General features: G+C 37.1%; 19 protein-coding genes. 2 read left to right on the top strand and 17 right to left on the bottom strand.

The genetic code is table 11. The features are described from left to right. Window positions 1-134: 134 nt before the first annotated feature. The 3 genes from I215_RS08915 to I215_RS08905 form a co-directional block, all read right to left on the bottom strand. Window positions 135-530 carry a hypothetical protein gene (locus I215_RS08915; protein ID WP_008991633.1) on the bottom strand — a complete coding sequence of 132 codons (396 nt, stop codon included), beginning with the start codon at window positions 528-530 and terminating at the stop codon, window positions 135-137. Then, window positions 530-1,549, bottom strand: a complete 1,020-nt coding sequence (gene pheS / locus I215_RS08910) for a phenylalanine--tRNA ligase subunit alpha (RefSeq protein ID WP_008991632.1) — start codon at window positions 1,547-1,549, stop codon at window positions 530-532. Before pheS ends, I215_RS08915 begins: the two co-directional genes overlap by 1 nt. Window positions 1,550-1,649: 100 nt before the next feature. Next, a complete protein-coding gene (locus I215_RS08905; RefSeq protein WP_008991631.1) occupies window positions 1,650-2,006 on the bottom strand; it encodes a hypothetical protein in 357 nt (118 codons plus the stop codon). A gap of 106 nt (window positions 2,007-2,112) precedes the next feature. Here I215_RS08905 and I215_RS08900 point away from each other — a divergent pair, with 106 nt between their 5' ends. After that, window positions 2,113-2,682, top strand: a complete 570-nt coding sequence (locus tag I215_RS08900) for a CvpA family protein (protein WP_008991630.1) — start codon at window positions 2,113-2,115, stop codon at window positions 2,680-2,682. Between the two features lie 73 nt (window positions 2,683-2,755). On the opposite strand, the gene I215_RS08895 is transcribed toward I215_RS08900, so the two are convergent. The 12 genes from I215_RS08895 to I215_RS08840 all read right to left on the bottom strand — a co-directional run bounded on the left by I215_RS08895 (window position 2,756) and on the right by I215_RS08840 (window position 15,837). Next, entirely contained in the window at window positions 2,756-3,382 is a 627-nt protein-coding gene (locus I215_RS08895) for a carbonic anhydrase (protein WP_008991629.1), read from the bottom strand. Window positions 3,383-3,422: 40 nt separating this feature from the next. Next, a complete protein-coding gene (locus tag I215_RS08890; RefSeq protein WP_008991628.1) occupies window positions 3,423-4,970 on the bottom strand; it encodes a SulP family inorganic anion transporter in 1,548 nt (515 codons plus the stop codon). A gap of 68 nt (window positions 4,971-5,038) precedes the next feature. Continuing rightward, entirely contained in the window at window positions 5,039-5,293 is a 255-nt protein-coding gene (locus I215_RS08885; protein ID WP_156800244.1) for a hypothetical protein, read from the bottom strand. Window positions 5,294-5,417: 124 nt separating this feature from the next. Next, window positions 5,418-6,206 (bottom strand): tetratricopeptide repeat protein, encoded by a 789-nt coding sequence (locus tag I215_RS08880; protein WP_008991626.1) that lies wholly within the window; start codon window positions 6,204-6,206, stop codon window positions 5,418-5,420. Further along, window positions 6,203-7,975: a BatD family protein gene (locus tag I215_RS08875; protein WP_008991625.1), complete on the bottom strand. Its 1,773-nt coding sequence runs from the start codon at window positions 7,973-7,975 to the stop codon at window positions 6,203-6,205. Before I215_RS08875 ends, I215_RS08880 begins: the two co-directional genes overlap by 4 nt. A 6-nt stretch (window positions 7,976-7,981) precedes the next feature. Then, a complete protein-coding gene (locus I215_RS08870; protein WP_008991624.1) occupies window positions 7,982-8,917 on the bottom strand; it encodes a tetratricopeptide repeat protein in 936 nt (311 codons plus the stop codon). After that, window positions 8,895-9,941: a vWA domain-containing protein gene (locus tag I215_RS08865; RefSeq protein ID WP_008991623.1), complete on the bottom strand. Its 1,047-nt coding sequence runs from the start codon at window positions 9,939-9,941 to the stop codon at window positions 8,895-8,897. Before I215_RS08865 ends, I215_RS08870 begins: the two co-directional genes overlap by 23 nt. Window positions 9,942-9,944: 3 nt before the next feature. Continuing rightward, window positions 9,945-10,946: a vWA domain-containing protein gene (locus I215_RS08860; protein WP_008991622.1), complete on the bottom strand. Its 1,002-nt coding sequence runs from the start codon at window positions 10,944-10,946 to the stop codon at window positions 9,945-9,947. Then, on the bottom strand, window positions 10,946-12,562 hold the full coding sequence (locus tag I215_RS08855; RefSeq protein ID WP_237738944.1) for a BatD family protein: 1,617 nt from the start codon (window positions 12,560-12,562) through the stop codon (window positions 10,946-10,948). Before I215_RS08855 ends, I215_RS08860 begins: the two co-directional genes overlap by 1 nt. A gap of 108 nt (window positions 12,563-12,670) precedes the next feature. Beyond that, complete coding sequence (locus I215_RS08850; protein ID WP_008991620.1) at window positions 12,671-13,537, bottom strand: DUF58 domain-containing protein; 867 nt, start codon at window positions 13,535-13,537, stop codon at window positions 12,671-12,673. A gap of 69 nt (window positions 13,538-13,606) precedes the next feature. Next, window positions 13,607-14,608 (bottom strand): AAA family ATPase, encoded by a 1,002-nt coding sequence (locus I215_RS08845; RefSeq protein ID WP_008991619.1) that lies wholly within the window; start codon window positions 14,606-14,608, stop codon window positions 13,607-13,609. 152 nt (window positions 14,609-14,760) lie between these two features. Then, window positions 14,761-15,837 carry a DUF4382 domain-containing protein gene (locus I215_RS08840; protein WP_008991618.1) on the bottom strand — a complete coding sequence of 359 codons (1,077 nt, stop codon included), beginning with the start codon at window positions 15,835-15,837 and terminating at the stop codon, window positions 14,761-14,763. A 261-nt stretch (window positions 15,838-16,098) separates the two neighbouring features. On the opposite strand from I215_RS08840, the gene radA reads away from it, so the two are divergent. Beyond that, a complete protein-coding gene (gene radA / locus I215_RS08835; protein WP_008991617.1) occupies window positions 16,099-17,463 on the top strand; it encodes a DNA repair protein RadA in 1,365 nt (454 codons plus the stop codon). Between the two features lie 79 nt (window positions 17,464-17,542). Here the strand turns inward: radA and pckA are convergent, their stop codons facing one another. Beyond that, complete coding sequence (gene pckA, locus I215_RS08830; protein WP_008991616.1) at window positions 17,543-19,150, bottom strand: phosphoenolpyruvate carboxykinase (ATP); 1,608 nt, start codon at window positions 19,148-19,150, stop codon at window positions 17,543-17,545. Between the two features lie 76 nt (window positions 19,151-19,226). Then, the gene (locus I215_RS08825; RefSeq protein ID WP_008991615.1) at window positions 19,227-19,616 is read right to left on the bottom strand and encodes a DUF423 domain-containing protein; all 390 of its coding nucleotides are present in this window, start codon (window positions 19,614-19,616) and stop codon (window positions 19,227-19,229) included. Between the last annotated feature and the right edge of the window lie 32 nt (window positions 19,617-19,648).

Here is a 19,648-nt window from a genome sequence, read left to right as displayed (position 1 = left end):
TAATTAACTAAATTTATAAATTATTATCGCTGAATATCGACATGTTTAACAATCTTTACCCCAGTAAATTTGGGTACTATGCAAATATAAATTCAGGTTAAAAGTGTGAAATACTTTCTAAATCAAGGAGTTTCTTATTTGGCTAGTATGCCTTTTTCGTCCACAAGAGGAATATCAGCAATATTTTCTTCAGAAAGTTGATAAGGTTCAAAAACAAACTTTTTCTCAAAAAGTTTCCCATCCTTAAAGAAAGTTAAAAAGAACTCATTGGATAATTTAAATACTTCTTCTTGGAGTAACTCAACCTTGGTTGCAGATTTTGGTTCTAGAGTTCCAAAACCATGTCTGATTGTAGATGTTTTTAATCCGTCTCCATAACCTTTAGATACTAAAATAGTAGCTTCTAAAGCCTGTTTTTGGTTGTTAATCAAATACACCCACCAATCCTTATTTAACTTTTCTTCATCCCACTGATGAATCGCAACCACAAAAACATCCTCTGCAATAGGAATTTGTATATCCTTTTTCACTATAACACTGATTTAAATTGCTTTAAGAAGCGAAGGTCATTTTCACTCAACAGACGAATATCTGAAATCTGATGCAATAACAGTGCTATACGGTCAATACCCATTCCAAAAGCAAAACCAGTGTACTCTTTAGAATCGATTCCACAATTTTCCAATACATTAGGATCCACCATACCACAGCCCATAATTTCAAGCCAACCAGTACCTTTAGTCATCCTGTAGTCAGTTTCAGTTTCAAGACCCCAATATACATCTACCTCAGCACTAGGCTCGGTAAATGGAAAGTATGATGGACGTAGACGAATCTTAGATTTCCCAAACATTTCTTGAGTGAAAAACTGAAGAGTTTGCTTTAAGTCAGCAAATGAAACACCTTTATCTATATACAAGCCTTCCACTTGGTGAAAGAAACAGTGAGAACGTGATGAAATCGCTTCGTTTCTATACACGCGCCCTGGTGAGATCGTTCTAATAGGAGGTTTGTTATTTTCCATATAACGTACCTGTACCGAAGATGTATGTGTTCTTAGAAGAATATCTGGATCAGTTTGTACAAAGAAGGTGTCCTGCATATCTCTGGCAGGGTGATATTCTGGTAAGTTTAAGGCAGTAAAATTATGCCAGTCATCTTCAATCTCAGGCCCTTGGGAGACATTAAAACCAATACGTGAAAAAATATCAATGATCTGATTTTTAACTAGAGATATCGGGTGTCTTGATCCCACTTCATATGGCATCCCAGGTCGAGTTAAATCACCATATTGAGCAGTGGAACTAGCACTATTTTCCAAGGACTCCTTAAGAGAAGTTACCTTGTCCTGAGCAGCATTTTTTAGTTCATTGATCACTTGACCAAATTCTTTCTTCTGCTCGTTAGGTACATTTTTAAACTCTGCAAAAAAAGCATTAAGAACTCCTTTCTTCCCTAAGTATTGAATTCTGAAACTCTCTACTTCCTCTAATTGATCGCTTGAAAATGCATTTACCTTTTCAATATGTTCCTTAATGGTCGATATCATACGTCTTGTCTTTGAATGCGCAAATTTAATTATTCTTAATAAAATACCTTCTTTACTTGAAGTAATTATTCTAACGATCTCCCTAAATTAGATTTCGGGATCAGTCTAAGTAGCCGTTCTGTGTAAAATACTGTACTAAAGCTTCTTTCATTAATACAGATTGTTCACCTGCCTTAAGATTAGGTAATTGATCTTTAACAGTATAATGGGGCCATCCATCCTCATCGTAGAAATCAAACTCGTAATAGCCGTAGGGCTCTAATAATTTACAGATAGCAATGTGCATTAGGTTTAATTTCTCATCCTTTTTAAACCCTCTATTTAACTGCCCTAACTCCTGAACTCCAACAAGGTATATAATGGATTCTAAATCTAAGTCTTCACCCTCCGAGAAACGATTAGAGAGCTTCTCCACTAGTGTGTTCCATTTCAACTTCAAGTCCTCATCTCTTGCCATTTCATAAATTTTACTGCAAAAGTAATCAACTAAATTCACATTTGTTGCCTTAGAACTTCTATCGGCTAAAAATATTATATTTGTTAAATTACTTGAGTGGATATAGATGAATTACATTGATATTATTATCGGAGGATTATTACTTTATGGAGTTGTCCGTGGCTTTTTAAAAGGATTTTTTATAGAGGTCGCCTCTATACTCGCTTTTATTATTGGAATCTATGGTGCAATTCATTTTTCATACTTCATAGGTGACTTTATGAAGCAGGAAGTACAGTGGGACCCTAGCTATATAAGTCTTATTGCTTTCGCGCTAACCTTTATCATTATCATCATCGCTGTTTCACTTATCGGGAGATTACTAACCAAGATTGCTAATTTTGCGGCCTTAGGATTTATAAACAAGCTCTTCGGAGCTGTTCTTGGCGGGGTGAAGATTGCCATCATTTTGGGCGCAATACTAGTTTTTATTGATCGTGGAAATCAAAGTTTTGGGCTGATAAATCAAAATACATTGGAGAGTTCTATTACCTATGGGAAGGTAAAAAGTGTAGGAAATTACATTTTTGCTTGGGTATTACGTGAGGAGCCTACCTTAGAAAAACTCAATTTTGATTTTGACAACAATCAAGTTCCCTTGAAACAAAATCCACATAGTCAACAAGACTCTATTTAAGCTTTTGCTAAATGCTTTAAACTAAAGAAGCACCTCTATGAGATGCTTCTTTATAAAAAAATATCAACTGAATTTAATCCAGCTTATATATTTGCATGATGTATTTTAGTATTCCATCTAAATCAATCTTAAGATCAATTAACTTTCCAGTTTTGATGTCGAATACCCAACCATGAACCTTTAAATCGTGATCACGAACCGCCTTTTGAATAACCGCAGTTTTAATCAGATTCACACATTGCTCTTGTACGTTAAGCTCAACGAGTCGATTGTATTGTTTTTCAGGATCTTCTATGGCGTCTAATTCTTTTTGATGTAAACGATATACATCACGAATATTTCTCAGCCAAGGATTTAAAACTCCTAGGTCAGCCGATTGCATAGCAGCTTTAACTCCACCGCAACCGTAATGTCCACAAATTACTACGTGTTCCACATTTAAATGTTTCACAGAGTATTCTACCACAGACATGGCATTTAAATCCGTCCCTACAACTAAGTTGGCAATATTACGATGTACAAAAACTTCCCCAGGTCCCAGTCCCATAAGATCTTCTGCGGTAACTCGGCTATCGGAACACCCTATATATAAAAGCTTAGGATCTTGGCCTTGACCAAGCTTACTAAAATATTCAGGGTCTAATTCCAATTTATGGGCGATCCACTTTTTGTTGTTCTCAAATACTGCTTCAGTGTTCATTATGTTTATTTTTGACAAAAGTATTAATTTTTAATGTTGATTATGCGACTTCTTTCTTTGTTTTTGATGACAAAAGAGTAGAAAAATTGTTAGGATTTTCTACAATTCCCTGTGCTGTGATCAGTCTGACCCCTATGTTTTTCTGCTTTGATGTATACGCGAAATCATCTAGTATTTCCAGAATATCATAGTTAAGTCTGACGGTTTTCCTCACATCCAATTCCAATACAGCTTGTTCTGGCAATCTATTTAACTCATTTAAAATGGCTCCTTTGTTTAAAAAGGAAATCTCCTCTGCAAGAGTCATTTTTACTACCTGTCCACCGTTGTCCTTTTGTTCAACTTGGAGAAAATGAGAATTCTGATAACTATTGATTAGGATCGTAATAATACCTACTGCTAAACCAAGACCAATTCCAATTAAAAGGTCAGCAAACACCACACCAAGCACAGTGATTATAAAGGGAACAAATTGTGAAGCTCCAAGTGATATCATGCGCTTAAACAATTCTGGTTTTGCCAATTTATAGCCGACAATTAGTAAAACGGATGCCAATACAGCAATTGGAATCATATTTAAAAAAGTCGGAATTAAAATCACCGAAATCAATATTAAAAAGCCATGAAGAATAGGTGATAATTTCGTTTTACCACCTGCGTGTAGATTTGTTGAACTCCTTACAATTACTTGAGTGATTGGAAGTCCTCCAATAAAACCTGACAACATATTACCTGCTCCTTGAGCCAAAAGCTCTCTATTGGTAGGTGTAATCCTTTTCTCTGGATCCAATTTATCGGTTGCCTCTACACATAATAAAGTCTCAAGACTAGCTACAACAGCAATGGTAAAGCCTGTGATCCAAACCTCTGGATTGCTAAGAGCAGCAAAATTCGGAAAACTAAACTGACCTATAAACGAATTAAAATCCTCTGGAACAGGTACATTAACTAACTGATTTCCTGAAATTTGTAAACCAGAAACGGATTGAGAAAATAAAAAATAAACAACCCCAACTACAACGGCCACAAGTGGACCAGGAATTACCTTAAAAATGTCATGCTTTTTAACTAATACTTTATCCCAAAGTAATAGAATTCCTAGTGATAATACTGAAATAATCACCACACTTGGGTTAATCAAACTAAATAGTTCACCTAAACCTTCTGCTGATACTGCAGATGAATCGATTCCAAAGACTAATGGTATCTGCTTTACGAATATAATGATACCAATACCGGCTAACATTCCTTTAATAACAGAAGAGGGAAAATAATATCCAATAACACCTGCTCTGAGTATCCCAAGGAGAATTTGTAGCGCACCACCAATGACAACAGCTACAAGAAAATTTTCAAATCCTAGATTTGCAATTGCTGCGAATACTATCACGGCTAGGCCCGCAGCTGGACCACTAACACCAATAGAAGAACCGCTAAGTCCTCCAACAACTATTCCTCCGATAATTCCAGCAATAACACCTGAGAATAAGGGTGCACCACTTGCTAGTGCAATTCCCAAACACAGAGGTAAGGCCACGAAGAAGACTACCAGCGATGCTGGTAAATCATTTTTTAAATTTTTGAACATACCTATACATTTAGCCCAGTTACTAACCGAGCATTTTTTTTATTATACTTAAATTTTTAACCTAAAAATTAAGCGATATGTTCAGGAGGCGGTGATAAGACATCAATCACCATGTCATAATTATGTAAGATGTAGAAATGATATTCAGATCTTTTCTGCTCCAAACTTGCCATAGCCAAATCTGAAGATTTATGGTAAGGCAATTCTTTGACTTCCTTCAACTGATTCGTAGAACTATCAGTCTTCTCCTCTTCTGCAACATTAAAAAACACTGCCACATCCACATTACTCTCGATGACTTTAACTACCGCAGGGGCAATCAAAAAGGCTCCGAAAATTATCAGAAAAAAACAAGAAAGTATCTTCTTTTTTGGATTCAAAGTAGGAGTTTAAAATTTTATAATGCCAAATATAAGGCATCGAAAAATAAATTTTGTTAACTAAAAATTAAAAATCTTTTATAATTCTAAGATCACCTTGAGGTAACCATCCCACCTTCCCATCAGATAGGCGGATTTTCTTCCATTGCCCCAAGGAATCAAGCACATTGACTTTGGTCCCTTCATGCAACTGAAAAATTTCTTCACTTCCCAAATTTGGCTCTGAAGTCACGGATGTTTCCTTGGCAAATATAATGGCAAGAGTTTTACTGTTTTGAATTGTATACTGCTTGTAAGCTCCTAAGGCAGCTCCTATAGCGATAAGTAGCATCAAAAAGCTCAGCACAAAATAAAGACGTTTCCACCTGTGATAACTCGAGAAATAGTACAAAAGAAACATCACTACAAAAAGCACCATAAACAGGATAGAACCAATAGCCCATGTCCTATGAGAGAACACATCAACTGTAGAAGACACCAATCGATCGAATCCAGTTTTAGGCATCTCATCAATGGAATCAATGGTCATGTTTTGGGCATACTTCAAATTGTTTAATATATCCTCATCCCCAGGGTTGAGTATTAAGGCTTTTTCATAATAATAGATACTCGGAGCGATTTGGTTGAGCTTGTAATAGGCGTTGGCTAAATTGTAATACAATTCAGCGGAGTGTTGTCCACTTTCTGAAATTTTCAAATAACCTTCAATGGCCAATTGGTACTCTCCCTTGTTATAGAGACTATTAGCCTTATCAAACAAATCCATGTTCCCTTGCTGGGCAAATGTTGGCAAGGCATAAAACATCAAGCCTAAAAACAACGTAAATCTGAAGCTTTTTAATATGGCTTTTTTCATTTTTTGAGTTGTTTATCAATTTTAGAAATCACATCAGCAGATCTTTGGTAATCTTCTTCCATAGCTGCCTTACTAGAGGGAGAATAACGCGCCAATTCACAACTTTTTAGAATGGAAATAAAGTCATCAACCACTTGATTCTCTACGCCACTCTCCAGTAGTAATTCACTTATTTTCTCCTTGCTAAACTCAGAGGTAACTATTTTTAATTTCGCTTTGAGATAATTGTGTAAAGCTCGCTCTAAAGACTCGTAGAAAGCTTCTTTGTCTCCTATATTTCTTTTGGCCACCGAAAGGTACTTCTTAGCAAGTTTATTAGCCTTTCTAACACGATTTCCAATGACATCACCTGCCATTTCAGCTCGTTTTTTACCAACTAGGATAGCTATTGGTATTATTAACAATGGCAGGAGTAACAATAGGTAGTACAAAGTGGACCCAAAGAATACTGATGTTAATTTTGGAGATAAGGTCGTGGAGAGTTTAATAAATCTAAACTGATTTTCGTCTGCTCCAACACTTTGTTTCACTACTCCAGTATCAGCCGTATCCACGTTATTGGTAGGTCCTTCAAATACATTGACTAACAATTGTTGTGAAGTCAGTGTATTGTACTCTCCTTTAACGGGATCAAAATAAGAAAATGCCACACTTGGAATTGGATACTTCCCTTTGTACTGTGGCACAATGGTATAATTATTAGATTTCGTACCCCTACTTCCTGAGAGTGTCGTAGTGACATCTTCCACTAATTCAGGCTCGTACACCTCCAATGAACTTGGAAGAATTAATTTTGGTAATTCAAAAAGTTTTAAATTCCCAGTTCCTGTAACTTGTATTTTCGCAGTAAGTGATTCGTTAGCTTTTAGATCTGATTTTGAAGTTTCCACATCAAAGTTAAATTGACCTACAGCACCTGTAAATCCAGCTGGTTTTCCTTGTTCAGGCAGTGGTTTTACTGTAAGGGTGCGTTTACCTGCGGTAACGGTTTTATTGATTTGGTTGTACAAACGACCACCAAATATATCTCTTCGGTTGGTCGGTACATCAACTGTAACTTCTAGTGCTAGAGGTTCAATCTCAAGTTTCCCAGATTTTTGAGGATACAACACCGTTTTTTTCAGTATCACATACCTGTATTGCTCCCCCTTATAAAGACCTGTTTCTACTTGATAACGGCTCACCCTAATATCTTGAGACCAAAAATTGTTATAAGTTGGATTGGCCTTAGGAACAAAGTTAGATACATTGATCCGTGGACTCACGTATAATTTATAAACAACACTAACAGCCTCATTTAAATAAGGACTCGAATTAGAAACCTCGGCAACCAAATGCAGATTATCCCCCGCTATTTCATTTGCAGAAGGGGGAGCATTAGGATCATTTACTGCCTCAGATACGGTTATCGTAATTGGAGTTGTTTTATAGATATCCCCCTGGATTTCCACCTCAGCTTGCCGTATAGTAAAGGTCCCTTTGGATTGTGGATTTAATATATAAGAATAGGTTTTTGAAAATGATCTTTTCCCATTTACCCAAGAGTGACTTACGGATTGGTTTGGTCCCATAAGTACTTGAAAACCAGCGAAAGAAGGTGGCACGAAATTATCTCCGTCCTTATTCATGGTAAATTCGATACGCAGTCGCTCATTGACGCCTAATTCAGATTTACTGACTTTTGCCTCAAATTTAACCGCTGTATCCTGAGCTGTTAATACTCCAGTAACACATGCAAACAATAGTAATATATAAACTTTATATTTCATGGTTGTTTACCAGTCTTTTTCATTTTTAATCGGTTTACCTTTCACTTCTTCTGCATTGATTCGCTCACGAACTTTTTTCTCCTCATTATTCATGGCCTCAAGGATATTCTTTATTTGCTGTGGTGATAGTTGATTTGGTCGAGGTGGTTGTTGATTTTCTTGGGGTTGTTCATTGGGTTGTTTATCACCTTGATCAGGTTTATTATCCTGAGGCTGCTCTTGACCTTGATCCTCTGGCTGATTTTTATCCTTCTGATCCCCTTGCTCATCCTTTTTATCCTCCCCCTTATTGTCGTCTTTCTTATCCTGGTTATTTTGTTGATTATCTTGATTTTGATCTTTGTTGTCTTGATTTTGATCCTTTTGATCATTTTCATCTTCCTTATCCTGGTTGTCCTGGTTCTGGTCTTGTTGCTTTTCACGCTCCTGCTTAGCTAAGGCCAAATTATAACGCGTCTCATCATCGGTAGGATCATTTCGTAGGGCTTCCTTGTAGGCTTCAACGGCCTTAGAAAACTCTTTATTCTTCATAAACACATTTCCTAGATTGTGATAAGCCTTGTGCTTTTCTGCTTTGTCTTGGGAATTTAAACCAGCCTCTTTGTAACGCATAAAAGCCTCTCCCATACTGTTGTTATTGTAATATAGATTTCCTAAATTATACTTAGCTACACTATTGCTATCATTCTCTGAAATAGCTCTTCTATAGGCCATCTCAGCCTGAATGTCATCTTGATTTTGTGTTAGATCTGAATTGCCCTGGAAGGTTAAATCCAAAGAATTTTCCGCTGCTTTTTCTTGTTGTTTTAGAAGTTTACTATCCTGAGCGGTAGCATTCACGCAACACAACAAAAGCACAGCCAACATTAGTAGCTCTGATGCACAGGTCTTGGACCTTGAATTTCGTAATGTTGTTTTCCTACTGATCATATCTCTTTTCATTAAACAAATTTAATTTTTGGATCCAAACTGTCTTGCGCTCCAAGAGAAAAATATCCAAAAATAGCAATAGAATCGCTGCTGCAATAAACCATTGGAACTGATCTTTAAAATCGGCAAATTGCTTAGATTCAAACTCAGTCTTGTCCATTTGGCTTAGCAGGTCAGTTACCTGTTCAATCACTGCAGTAGTATTAGTTCCATCTATATACTCACCATCTCCTTCACGTGCGATGGCACGAAGAACGGGTTCATTTAACTTAGTAATAACCACATCTCCATTATTGTCCTTTTTATATGAATCCACCACGCCATTTACGCGAATCGGCATAGGGCCACCTTTGGCAGTTCCTATTCCAATGGTGAATATTTTGATCCCTTCAGCACTAGCTTCTTCCACGGCATCCTTGGTGGCATTGGAGTGATCCTCTCCATCAGATACTAAAAACAGTACTCTATTGGTTTGGTCTTGGTCATCAAAATAAGTTGTAGCCAACTCTATAGCTTCATTAATAGCTGTTCCCTGAGATGACATCATATCAGTATTCATACTTTGCAAAAACATCTTTGCAGCTGAATAATCCGTGGTTATAGGCAATTGAGGATGGGCTTGACCAGCATAGGCGATAATTCCGATTCGATCTGAGGCCAAGTTGTTAATGATTTCAGAGACCAATCGTTTGGCCTTTTCAATCCTATTTGGGGCAATATCCTCCGCAATCATACTTTTGGAAACGTCAATAGCAAAAACGATATCCACCCCTTCGCGTTTAACAGTTTCCATTTTAGTTCCAATCTTTGGATTGACAAGTGCAATAGCCAAACAGCTAATGGCTAACAATATCAAAACAAGCTTTAAAGATGACTTAAAAGTCGATTTGTTGGGACTTAATTTATTTAGAGTTTCCGCATCAGCAAAGCGCTTCTGGGTTTGCCTTTGCCATATCCTGTAACCGATAAACAAAACCACCAAAAACGGGATAATCCCCAATACGTAGAAATAAATTTTTTCGTCTAATTGATACATAATTTAAACCAAACTTCTAAAAACCGTGTAACGCAATATGCTTTCTAATACCAATAATCCACAAGCAAAAAGAGCAAAGAATCGAAACTCTTCTTCGTAATTATAGTATTTGATTTCTTCTATATCTGTCTTTTCTAATTTATTAATCTCTTCGTAAATCTCAGAGAGCTTTTCATTATTGGTAGCCCTGAAATACACCCCTCCAGTCTGATCAGCTATATCCTTTAGGAGCTGCTCATCGATCTCTACCTTACTCATTCCATATCTAAAAGACCCATCAGGGTTATAGCCAACAGGAGTAAGGGCCATTCCATTGGTTCCAATTCCAATGGTGTATGTTTTTATACCGTACTCCACAGCTAATCCTGCTGCTGTTTCTGGTTCAATAAATCCTGAATTATTCACCCCGTCGGTTAAAAGTATTAGCACCTTACTTTTGGCTTTACTATCCTTGATTCTATTAACAGCGTTAGCCAGGCCCATTCCAATTGCTGTCCCATCCTGTAATTGACCATAGGTAATATCATTTAAGGCCTTAAGCACAATACTTTTATCACTGGTAATAGGGGTTTTTGTATAACTTTCTCCAGAATAGACAACAAGGCCAATACGATCATTCACTCGTTCTTTGATAAAATCAGCTGCTACTTCCTTTAAAGCTACCAACCTATTAGGCTTCAAATCGCGTGCCAACATACTTGATGAAACGTCAATCGCCATTACAATATCAATTCCTCGAGTAGTCTTAGTTCTTGTAGAAATATCTTCGCGTTGGGGTCTGGCCATGGCAGTGATAAGAGCAGCCAAAGCTACTAGACGCATTACAAACAACATCGGTTTGAGTTTTGTCAATATCGATGCGGTCCCTTTAAACCCTTGAATACTTGAGATTTTAAGGGAGGCAATTTGCTTTTTTCGTTTGAAAAAATACCACACCGTCGCAATTGGAAGCAACAATAACAACCAAAAGAACTGTGGGTTTACAAAATCTATATTCTCAAACATCATTCACTTTGGGTTTTAAAATCTATTGAACTAGTAATCTGATCCACTATCCTATCGGCGTATTTATCATTTTTTGGATATACCATGGTAAGCTGCTGAAAGCCTCCGTTTTGAACAAAACTCAAAATCACATATGAAACATTTCTAATGGTTCCCTTATCTGGATCTTCTAAGTTCAGAGTTCCGAATACTTTGTTCCCTTCCTTTCCAGTGGGGCTAATAAAATCCTCTTGTTTTACAATCATGTTTCGTGCCCCAGCATTTTCTACTCTAGCTATAGCTGACTCTATGGCCATTTGAGCGTCAAAATCCTCTTTTTTCTCATAAGTAGCCACATTGAGCTGTATAAAAAAGTTTCCGTGGATTTCTCCATAGGTATATCGCTGATTACTACTAGTACCCACTGCGCCATCCTGCTTTAAATTCTCTACGCGTTTTAAAACAATTGGTGTTTCTACATACATCGATGGATATCCATAAGAACTTCCTACCCACTGATTCTCTAATAAAGTCTTGTTAGGATGTCCAAAAACATTGTCCTTTATCGCATCAAAACCAAAAATATAGGTCAGCACCCCAATAGCAATCACCACCACTACCCCGCCTGCAAGAACAGCCTTTTTAATTTGCTTATTTTTCTTCTTCCTAACTATATCCTCAACATAGGCCTCTTGCTCCATAAGTTCTTCCTCTGTAGGTTCAGGTAAGGCTTGTTTGGTTTTCACCACTATACTTTCAACAGTTTTACGGTCACCCGCAACCACTGAATCATCTGGCCTTGACTTGGCAAACTTTACTAAATCAGCTGTTTTTAATACGTTTTTAAATTGGTTGATGGTATCGTTATCCAATTTTAAATTTCCAGAATCTCGAAGAAGTTCAATTTTTGAAATAAGTTCATCGGTGGTACTTTCCATTGCTGAGATTCGCGCATCCTCTTCCAAGTAATAACGTACGATATTGGTCAGTTCCGTATAGTATTCTTTATATTCAGATTGTATTAAGTATCTGGATTCATCTAATTTCTTTAATTCAGCCAATGCTCTATCATAGGGAGGTAATAATGCAATTTTTTCTTCTTCAGTGAGCGGTTTCTTTCTGATGATAAACCAATAAATCACAAACCCAATGGCCGCTACAACAAAAAAACCAATCAACAACCATATCCACCAATTTCCCGCTGGCTTATCCACCATCACCAAAGATTTAATATCGTACATCTTCTGTTTAGTGGTATCGACTACTACATTATTTACCTGAATGGTCAATGAATCGGTAAAGAATGCTTTTCCGTTAATCATTAACTGTTGTGTAGGTATGGTATAATGACCGGAATCAAATTGCGTTAAAGCATACTCTTTAATTAGTTTTAGTTTATCTTGAAGTATCACACTATCAGTGGGTCGTTGCTCAACCATCTCCAAGGGTATAAAGGTCTGGCCTTCTGGAAAAATAACCTCAGTGGTAGTATCAACCTCCACAGCAATGCGAAAGTGAATCTGTTCTCCAATCTTCATTTGGGTGGTATCCACAGTGGACGTGACCTCTGGGGTAGATTGGGATAACACCAACCCATGGCAAAGAAATACCAAAAGGATAGAAAACCTTAATTTCAATATGTATAACATTTTATTTAACACAAATTCAAACATTTCAATGTTATAAATTCCAATTATATATTTACTATAACCAATCAATTAGGAGTCGATTTTTTATAGTACTAATTATCCTCTTCTTTTAAAGTAACCTAGCAACTTTTTGACATAACTCTCATCGACACTACTGCTAATAATACCTGCGCCGCTTTTGCTAAAAGCATTTTGAAAGTAATCCACCCGCGCCAAATAAAGTGCTGCATATTGATTTCTGACATGCTTGGATTTGGTATTGACAAGTAGCAATTCTCCAGTTTCTGCATCTTCCATTTGAACAAATCCGATATTGGGCATTTCAGCTTCTTTTTGATCATAGATACGAATCCCAGTGATATCGTGTTTATTTGCGGCAATTTTTAGCGCTTGATCGTAATTATCACCCATAAAATCTGAAAGAATAAACGCAATGACTCGCTTTTTACTTACCCCTGACATAAAGCGAAGGGCTTCGTCTATATTGGTTTGCTTATTCTCTGGTTTAAATTCTAAAAGTTCTCGGATAATTCTCAAGACGTGAAATCTGCCTTTTTTTGGTGGAATGTAGAGTTCTATTTTATCAGAAAATAAAATTAAGCCGATTTTATCATTGTTTTGCATGGCAGAAAAAGCCAATGTCGCAGAGATTTCAGTAATAATATCTTTTTTGAATTGCTTAGAGGTACCAAAATTCTCAGATGCACTCACATCAACCAGCAGCATCATGGTAAGCTCTCTTTCTTCTTCAAAAACTTTCACATAAGGCTCATTATATCTTGCGGTAACATTCCAATCAATATTTCTGACATCGTCCCCAAATTGATAATTTCGAACCTCACTAAAGGTCATACCTCTTCCTTTAAATGTGGAGTGATACTCTCCCCCAAAAACATGATCGCTCAATCGGCGGGTTTTAATTTCAATTTTCCTGACCTTTTTTAGTAGTTCCTTAGTGTCCATTTGAATTTGAAAGATAAACTTAAAGTTCGTATATCAATATAATTATAAACTATGGTGATAAATTACTTCCTAAGGTACGTCTATCTCATTTACAATCTTATTGATAATATCTTCAGGAGTGATATTCTCAGCTTCAGCCTCATAGGTAATCCCTACTCTGTGACGTAATACATCGAGTACAACAGCACGAACATCCTCTGGGATTACATACCCTCTACGCTTAATAAAAGCATAACACTTAGCAGCAGAAGCTAAATTAATACTTCCCCTAGGTGAGGCGCCAAAACTAATGAGTGGCTTAAGCTCTTGGAGATCATATTTTTCTGGGTATCGTGTGGCAAAAATGATATCGAGGATATACTTTTCAATCTTCTCATCCATATAAACCTCGCGAACTGCAGTTTGTGCTCTTAAAATCTGTTCGATTGAGACAACTTGATTTACCTCGGCAAAGGAACCTTTTAAATTAGCCCTTATGATGAGTTGCTCTTCATTGAGTTTTGGGTAATCAATTACAGTCTTAAGCATAAAACGGTCAACCTGTGCCTCAGGTAATGGATACGTCCCTTCCTGTTCTACTGGGTTTTGAGTAGCCATTACTAAAAAGGGTCTATCCAAAGTGAAGGTTTCATCTCCAATGGTCACTTGTTTTTCTTGCATGGCTTCCAATAATGCGGATTGTACCTTTGCAGGAGCTCGGTTAATCTCATCAGCCAAAACGAAATTGGCAAATATGGGACCCTTTTTAATGGAAAAATCATTTTCCTTTATATTATAAATCAACGTACCAACAACATCAGCTGGCAATAAATCTGGTGTGAACTGAATTCTACTAAAACTACCATGAACGGCTTTGGATAGGGTATTAATCGCTAAAGTCTTTGCCAAACCAGGCACTCCTTCTAAAAGTATATGCCCTTGTCCAAGTAATCCGATTAACAATCTTTCAACCATGTGCTTTTGCCCAACTATGACTTTATTCATCTCCGTGGTCAACAAATCAATAAAAGCACTTTCTCGCTCTATTTTTTCATTAATTGCAGTGATATCTAATGTAGTATTTTGCTCCATTTATGTTAATTTTTTGTGGCATCAATATAACACCAACTATAATAGCATGCAAATTGAAAATTTATTTAGATTGACTCTGTTAACAATAGGTTAAAATATAAAGAGTAGCCCAAAGATTAGGCTACTCTTAATACTATTTTACAGATTCTTAACTATTGCAGGGTAATCTCACCTAATGCAGTAGCTTCATTATCGGTTACTACAACATCTGTAATTTCCACTTGAGCAAAAGCAGAACCTTCAGCTGGAGTTAAAGTAACGGTGTATGTTCCGGCAGGTACACCTTCTAATGTAAATGTACCATCTTCTCCAATAGTAGTGCTCAAAGTTTCATCTGAAACCACTACAGAAACTACAACCTCAGCATCAGCATTTAAAATACTTCCACTTATACTTCCACCCTCTAAGGCAACTTCTAAATCGGTGGTTCCAACATCGGTAATTTGTCCGTTTTCAACGACCACATCAGAGACACTCGTTAGCCTGTAACCTGAGTCAGTTTCAGGTTGTAAACTTACCTGGTAGGATCCAGCAGGAACTCCGTAGAGAACATAAATACCATTCTCATTGGTAAAGCTACTAATGGTATCATTGTCCTTTGTAATTACTGAGGCTATTGTCTGAAATTCAGACGGATTAACTACCCCAGTTATTTGCCCAGAATTAACCTTCCAACTTGCGTTGATTACTGGCTTGAGGATATACTGTGAAGATTCACCTGCTTTAACGACCGATTTATCGGCGTCAAAATCCAATACAATCTCATAGGTAAATCCATCTTCTAGCTCTGTGTCATCCAAATCAATTTTTAATCCAGATTGTTGAGCACTCGGGGTCGTTAATGGTACCTCTTCTGCGTCGATTACTAATGAATTCTGATCACCTAAAACAAGTCTAATTTGTTCTAACTCTCCAGTGGCTAGATCATTTTCTGCCAAAAGTACACTTGCACCTCCTGTGAGTTCTAACAAATCATATACTCCTGTGTTCACATCAGTTAAACTTTCCCAACCACCTTCACTTTCGTCGGTTCGGTTAATCATAACATCCTGAATGTCTACATTGACCTTTTCATAGTCACCAGGGGCATCTACTAGGCGTACTGTTACCTTGGCCATTCCGTCACTAGGTAGATTTGAATCGTCGTCATCATCACTACAACTACTTGCTATAAATAATAGAGAAAAAAGAATTAGTAGGGAACTTGAAAATCCTTTTACATGTTTCATAAAAATTAATTTTAAAAATGAATTAATAATACGTTTGATAAAAAATGCTTCAGTATATATACGGACATAATACATTTTTTAGATTTGTATTTGGATTCGCTAAACTTATCACCTAAACTATCATACTTACAATTAAGAAGTTATAAGAATTCTAATCTATCTAGCTTTTCAAAAAAGTTCGATTTTCTAGTAATTAACCAAAACAATTAATCCATAACTACTTTTAGTTAATTTGTACCTTTGAGTTTTAAAAATCAAAGGATGGCTAAACTTAAAACGACCTTTTACTGTCAAAATTGCGGTGCCCAATCTGCTAAATGGCAAGGGCAATGTTCTTCATGTAAACAGTGGAATACTTTAGTAGAAGAAATTATTCAAAAGGAGGATAATAAGTCTGGGTGGAAACCCACAGATTCTTCATCCAAGCGTCTTGCAAAGCCACTTCTAGTGCATGAAATTGACGGGAGCCAGGAAATGCGTATGGCAACGGGAAGTTCTGAACTTGACCGTGTTTTAGGCGGAGGAGTCGTTCCTGGCTCCGTAACCTTATTAGGTGGAGAGCCTGGAATCGGAAAAAGTACCTTACTACTTCAAATAGCACTAAAACTTCCCTTTAAAACCTTATACGTCTCAGGAGAGGAAAGCCAAAAGCAAATCAAGATGCGTGCTCAGCGTATTCATCCCGAGAGTGAAAATTGTTTTATTCTAACAGAGACCAAAACACAAAATATATTTAGACAAATAGAAGGCATGGATCCCGATATTCTTATTATTGATTCTATTCAAACCCTTCAAACAGATTTTATTGAATCCTCAGCAGGGAGTATTAGTCAAATAAGAGAATGTACCTCCGAGCTAATTAAGTTTGCCAAACAATCAAATACTCCAGTAATTCTAATTGGGCATATTACCAAAGACGGACATATTGCAGGGCCTAAGATTTTGGAGCATATGGTGGACACGGTTTTACAATTCGAAGGAGATCGCAACCATGTTTACCGAATTGTGCGTGCCTTAAAAAATCGTTTTGGGTCGACATCTGAGTTGGGTATATATGAAATGTTAGGTAGCGGGTTAAGAGAGGTAACCAATCCTTCAGAACTTCTAATATCCAAAACAGATCAGGAGTTATCAGGTACAGCCATCTCTGCAACCTTAGAAGGAATGCGTCCACTGATGGTTGAGATTCAAGCTTTGGTAAGTACCGCTGTCTATGGGACTCCACAAAGAAGTACCACAGGATTTAATGCAAAACGTCTTAATATGCTTCTTGCGGTTTTAGAAAAAAGAGCTGGCTTCAGACTTGGAGCTAAGGATGTCTTTTTAAATATAACAGGAGGTATTTCCATCGATGACCCAGCCTTAGACCTGGCCGTTATTGCTGCGATACTTTCAAGTAACGAAGATATTGCGCTCGAGAAGGATAATTGTTTCGCAGCCGAAGTTGGACTTGCTGGTGAAATTAGGCCAGTCCAGCGTGTGGAGGCTAGGATAATAGAGGCTGAAAAATTAGGATTTACTCGGATTTTTGTATCCAAACAAAGTAAAATCACCTTAAAGAAAACAACTATACAAATACAGAGAGTAAGTAAAATCGAAGATTTAGTGTCTTTTTTATTTGGATAAAAAAGCCTCTGAATAAACAGAGGCCTTACTACTAACTATTTGGCAAGCTAGGGAGGCGCTTCACTCCCTTTATTGTGACTTATGCTGGTCCACCACTGATGATAGTTTCATCGGCATAAGCTTTGAATTTTTCAAAATTCTTATTGAACGCATTTGCGAGTTCATTTGCCTTAATGTCATATGCTTGCTTATCTTCCCAGGTGTTTTTAGGACATAAAACTTCACTTGGAACATTAGGACATTGGTTTGGATAGGCGATTAGAAAAGTAGGATGAATCGTATAGGTTTCACTAGAATAGGCTCCTAATTTTCCAGACATTGCTGCCTGGATCATAGCTCTTGTATACTTTAATTTCATACGAGAACCTACACCGTACGGACCACCAGTCCAACCTGTATTAACTAGCCAAACATTTACATTGGCGTCTTTTATCTTTTTACTGAGCATCTCAGCGTAAACCGTGGGGTGTAACGGCATAAAAGGTGCTCCAAAACATGCGGAAAATGAAGGAACTGGTTCAGTTACTCCATCTTCTGTTCCAGCGATTTTAGCCGTATATCCAGAGATAAAATGATACGCTGCCTGCCCTGGGGTTAATTTCGAAATCGGAGGAAGGACGCCGAAGGCATCGGCTGTTAGAAAAAATATGTTTTTCGGATTGTTCCCAATGGAGGGTACTTGTATATTTTTTATGTGATGAATTGGGTAACTAACCCTGGTGTTTTGAGTAATGCTTGTATCGGTATAGTCAACCTCTGCTTGTTTATCCACTATAACATTCTCTAACAGTGCTCCTTTAGTGATAGCTCCATAAATATCAGGTTCAATTTCTTCAGAGAGATTGATCACTTTGGCGTAACACCCACCCTCGAAGTTAAATATGTGATTATCTAAGGTCCAACCATGCTCATCATCTCCTATGAGTTTACGTGCAGGATCTGCTGAAAGCGTCGTTTTTCCAGTTCCAGAGAGCCCGAAGAAAATTGAAACATCTTCATCCTTACCAACATTAGCACTGCAATGCATCGGCAGGGTGTTTCTAAAAACAGGAAGTATAAAGTTCAATGCCGAAAAGATACCTTTCTTAATTTCACCAGTATAACCAGTCCCTCCAATTAATATAATCTTCTTAGTAAAGTTTATAATGGTGAAGTTTCCTTGACGCGTACCATTAACAGATGGATCTGCTTTAAATTCCGGTGCATTGACGATTAACCAGTCTTCCTTAAAATTTTCTAGTTCATCCTCACTAGGACGCAAGAACATATTATAGGCAAACAGATTACACCAGGAGTATTGATTGATTACCCGAATGTTCATTCGATAATCTTTATGAGCGCATGCATAACAATCGCGAACGTAAATTTCTTGAAGGGACAAATAGTCTACCATCTTATCGTACAAAGCATCAAATTTCTCGGGTAAAATCGGTTGGTTTATTTCTCCCCACCATACCTTATCACTAGTAATCTGATCCTTTACAATAAATCGATCCTTAGGAGCACGTCCCGTAAAAGTTCCAGTATTGACCGCCAAGGCACCTGAACTAGTCTCCACACCCATCTTATTATCGATAGTAATTTCGTGTAAATCTTCAGGATGTAATTGATAATTCACCAAGGGGCTGTCGATTCCGTATTTTTTTAACGAAATCGTTTTCGTAACTAAAGTTTTTTCCTCAGTCATTGTGTTGTGTTTGTTGTTAGATTGCACAACAAATGTATAAAAATAATCCAACTACAACGTTTGAGGCTGTGTTTTTTTACAGATTTCTCAGTTGAATAAACTTATAAATCAACACACACCAAGCAGCAATCAACAAAGCACCTCCTATTGGAGTAATAAACCCGATTTTTCTAAAATCAAAACTCGTCAAGCTATTTGTAGACAATCCATAAATCGATCCAGAAAAAAGTATAATTCCAGCTATTACCAAATACATTATTGTAGTTTTGGTGGAATTACTTAATAATGTATTTCCGCCGACAAGTAGAAGAAGTAAAGCGTGGTACATTTGATACTTCACACCTGTTTCAAAAGTTTTTACCGAATCGGGGTCTACTAAATTTTTTAAACCATGAGCACCAAAAGCCCCTAAGATCACCGCCAAGGCGCCGAATACAGCACCCGTAATTAAAATTCCTTTATTCATTGTTTGATTTTTTTTGTTATAAATACAACATT

This window comes from Galbibacter marinus, from assembly GCF_000300875.1.
GTDB classification, from domain to species: domain Bacteria; phylum Bacteroidota; class Bacteroidia; order Flavobacteriales; family Flavobacteriaceae; genus Galbibacter; species Galbibacter marinus.
The sequence above is the reverse complement of the archived record's forward strand: the minus strand, read 5'-3'. Positions and strand labels throughout refer to the sequence as shown.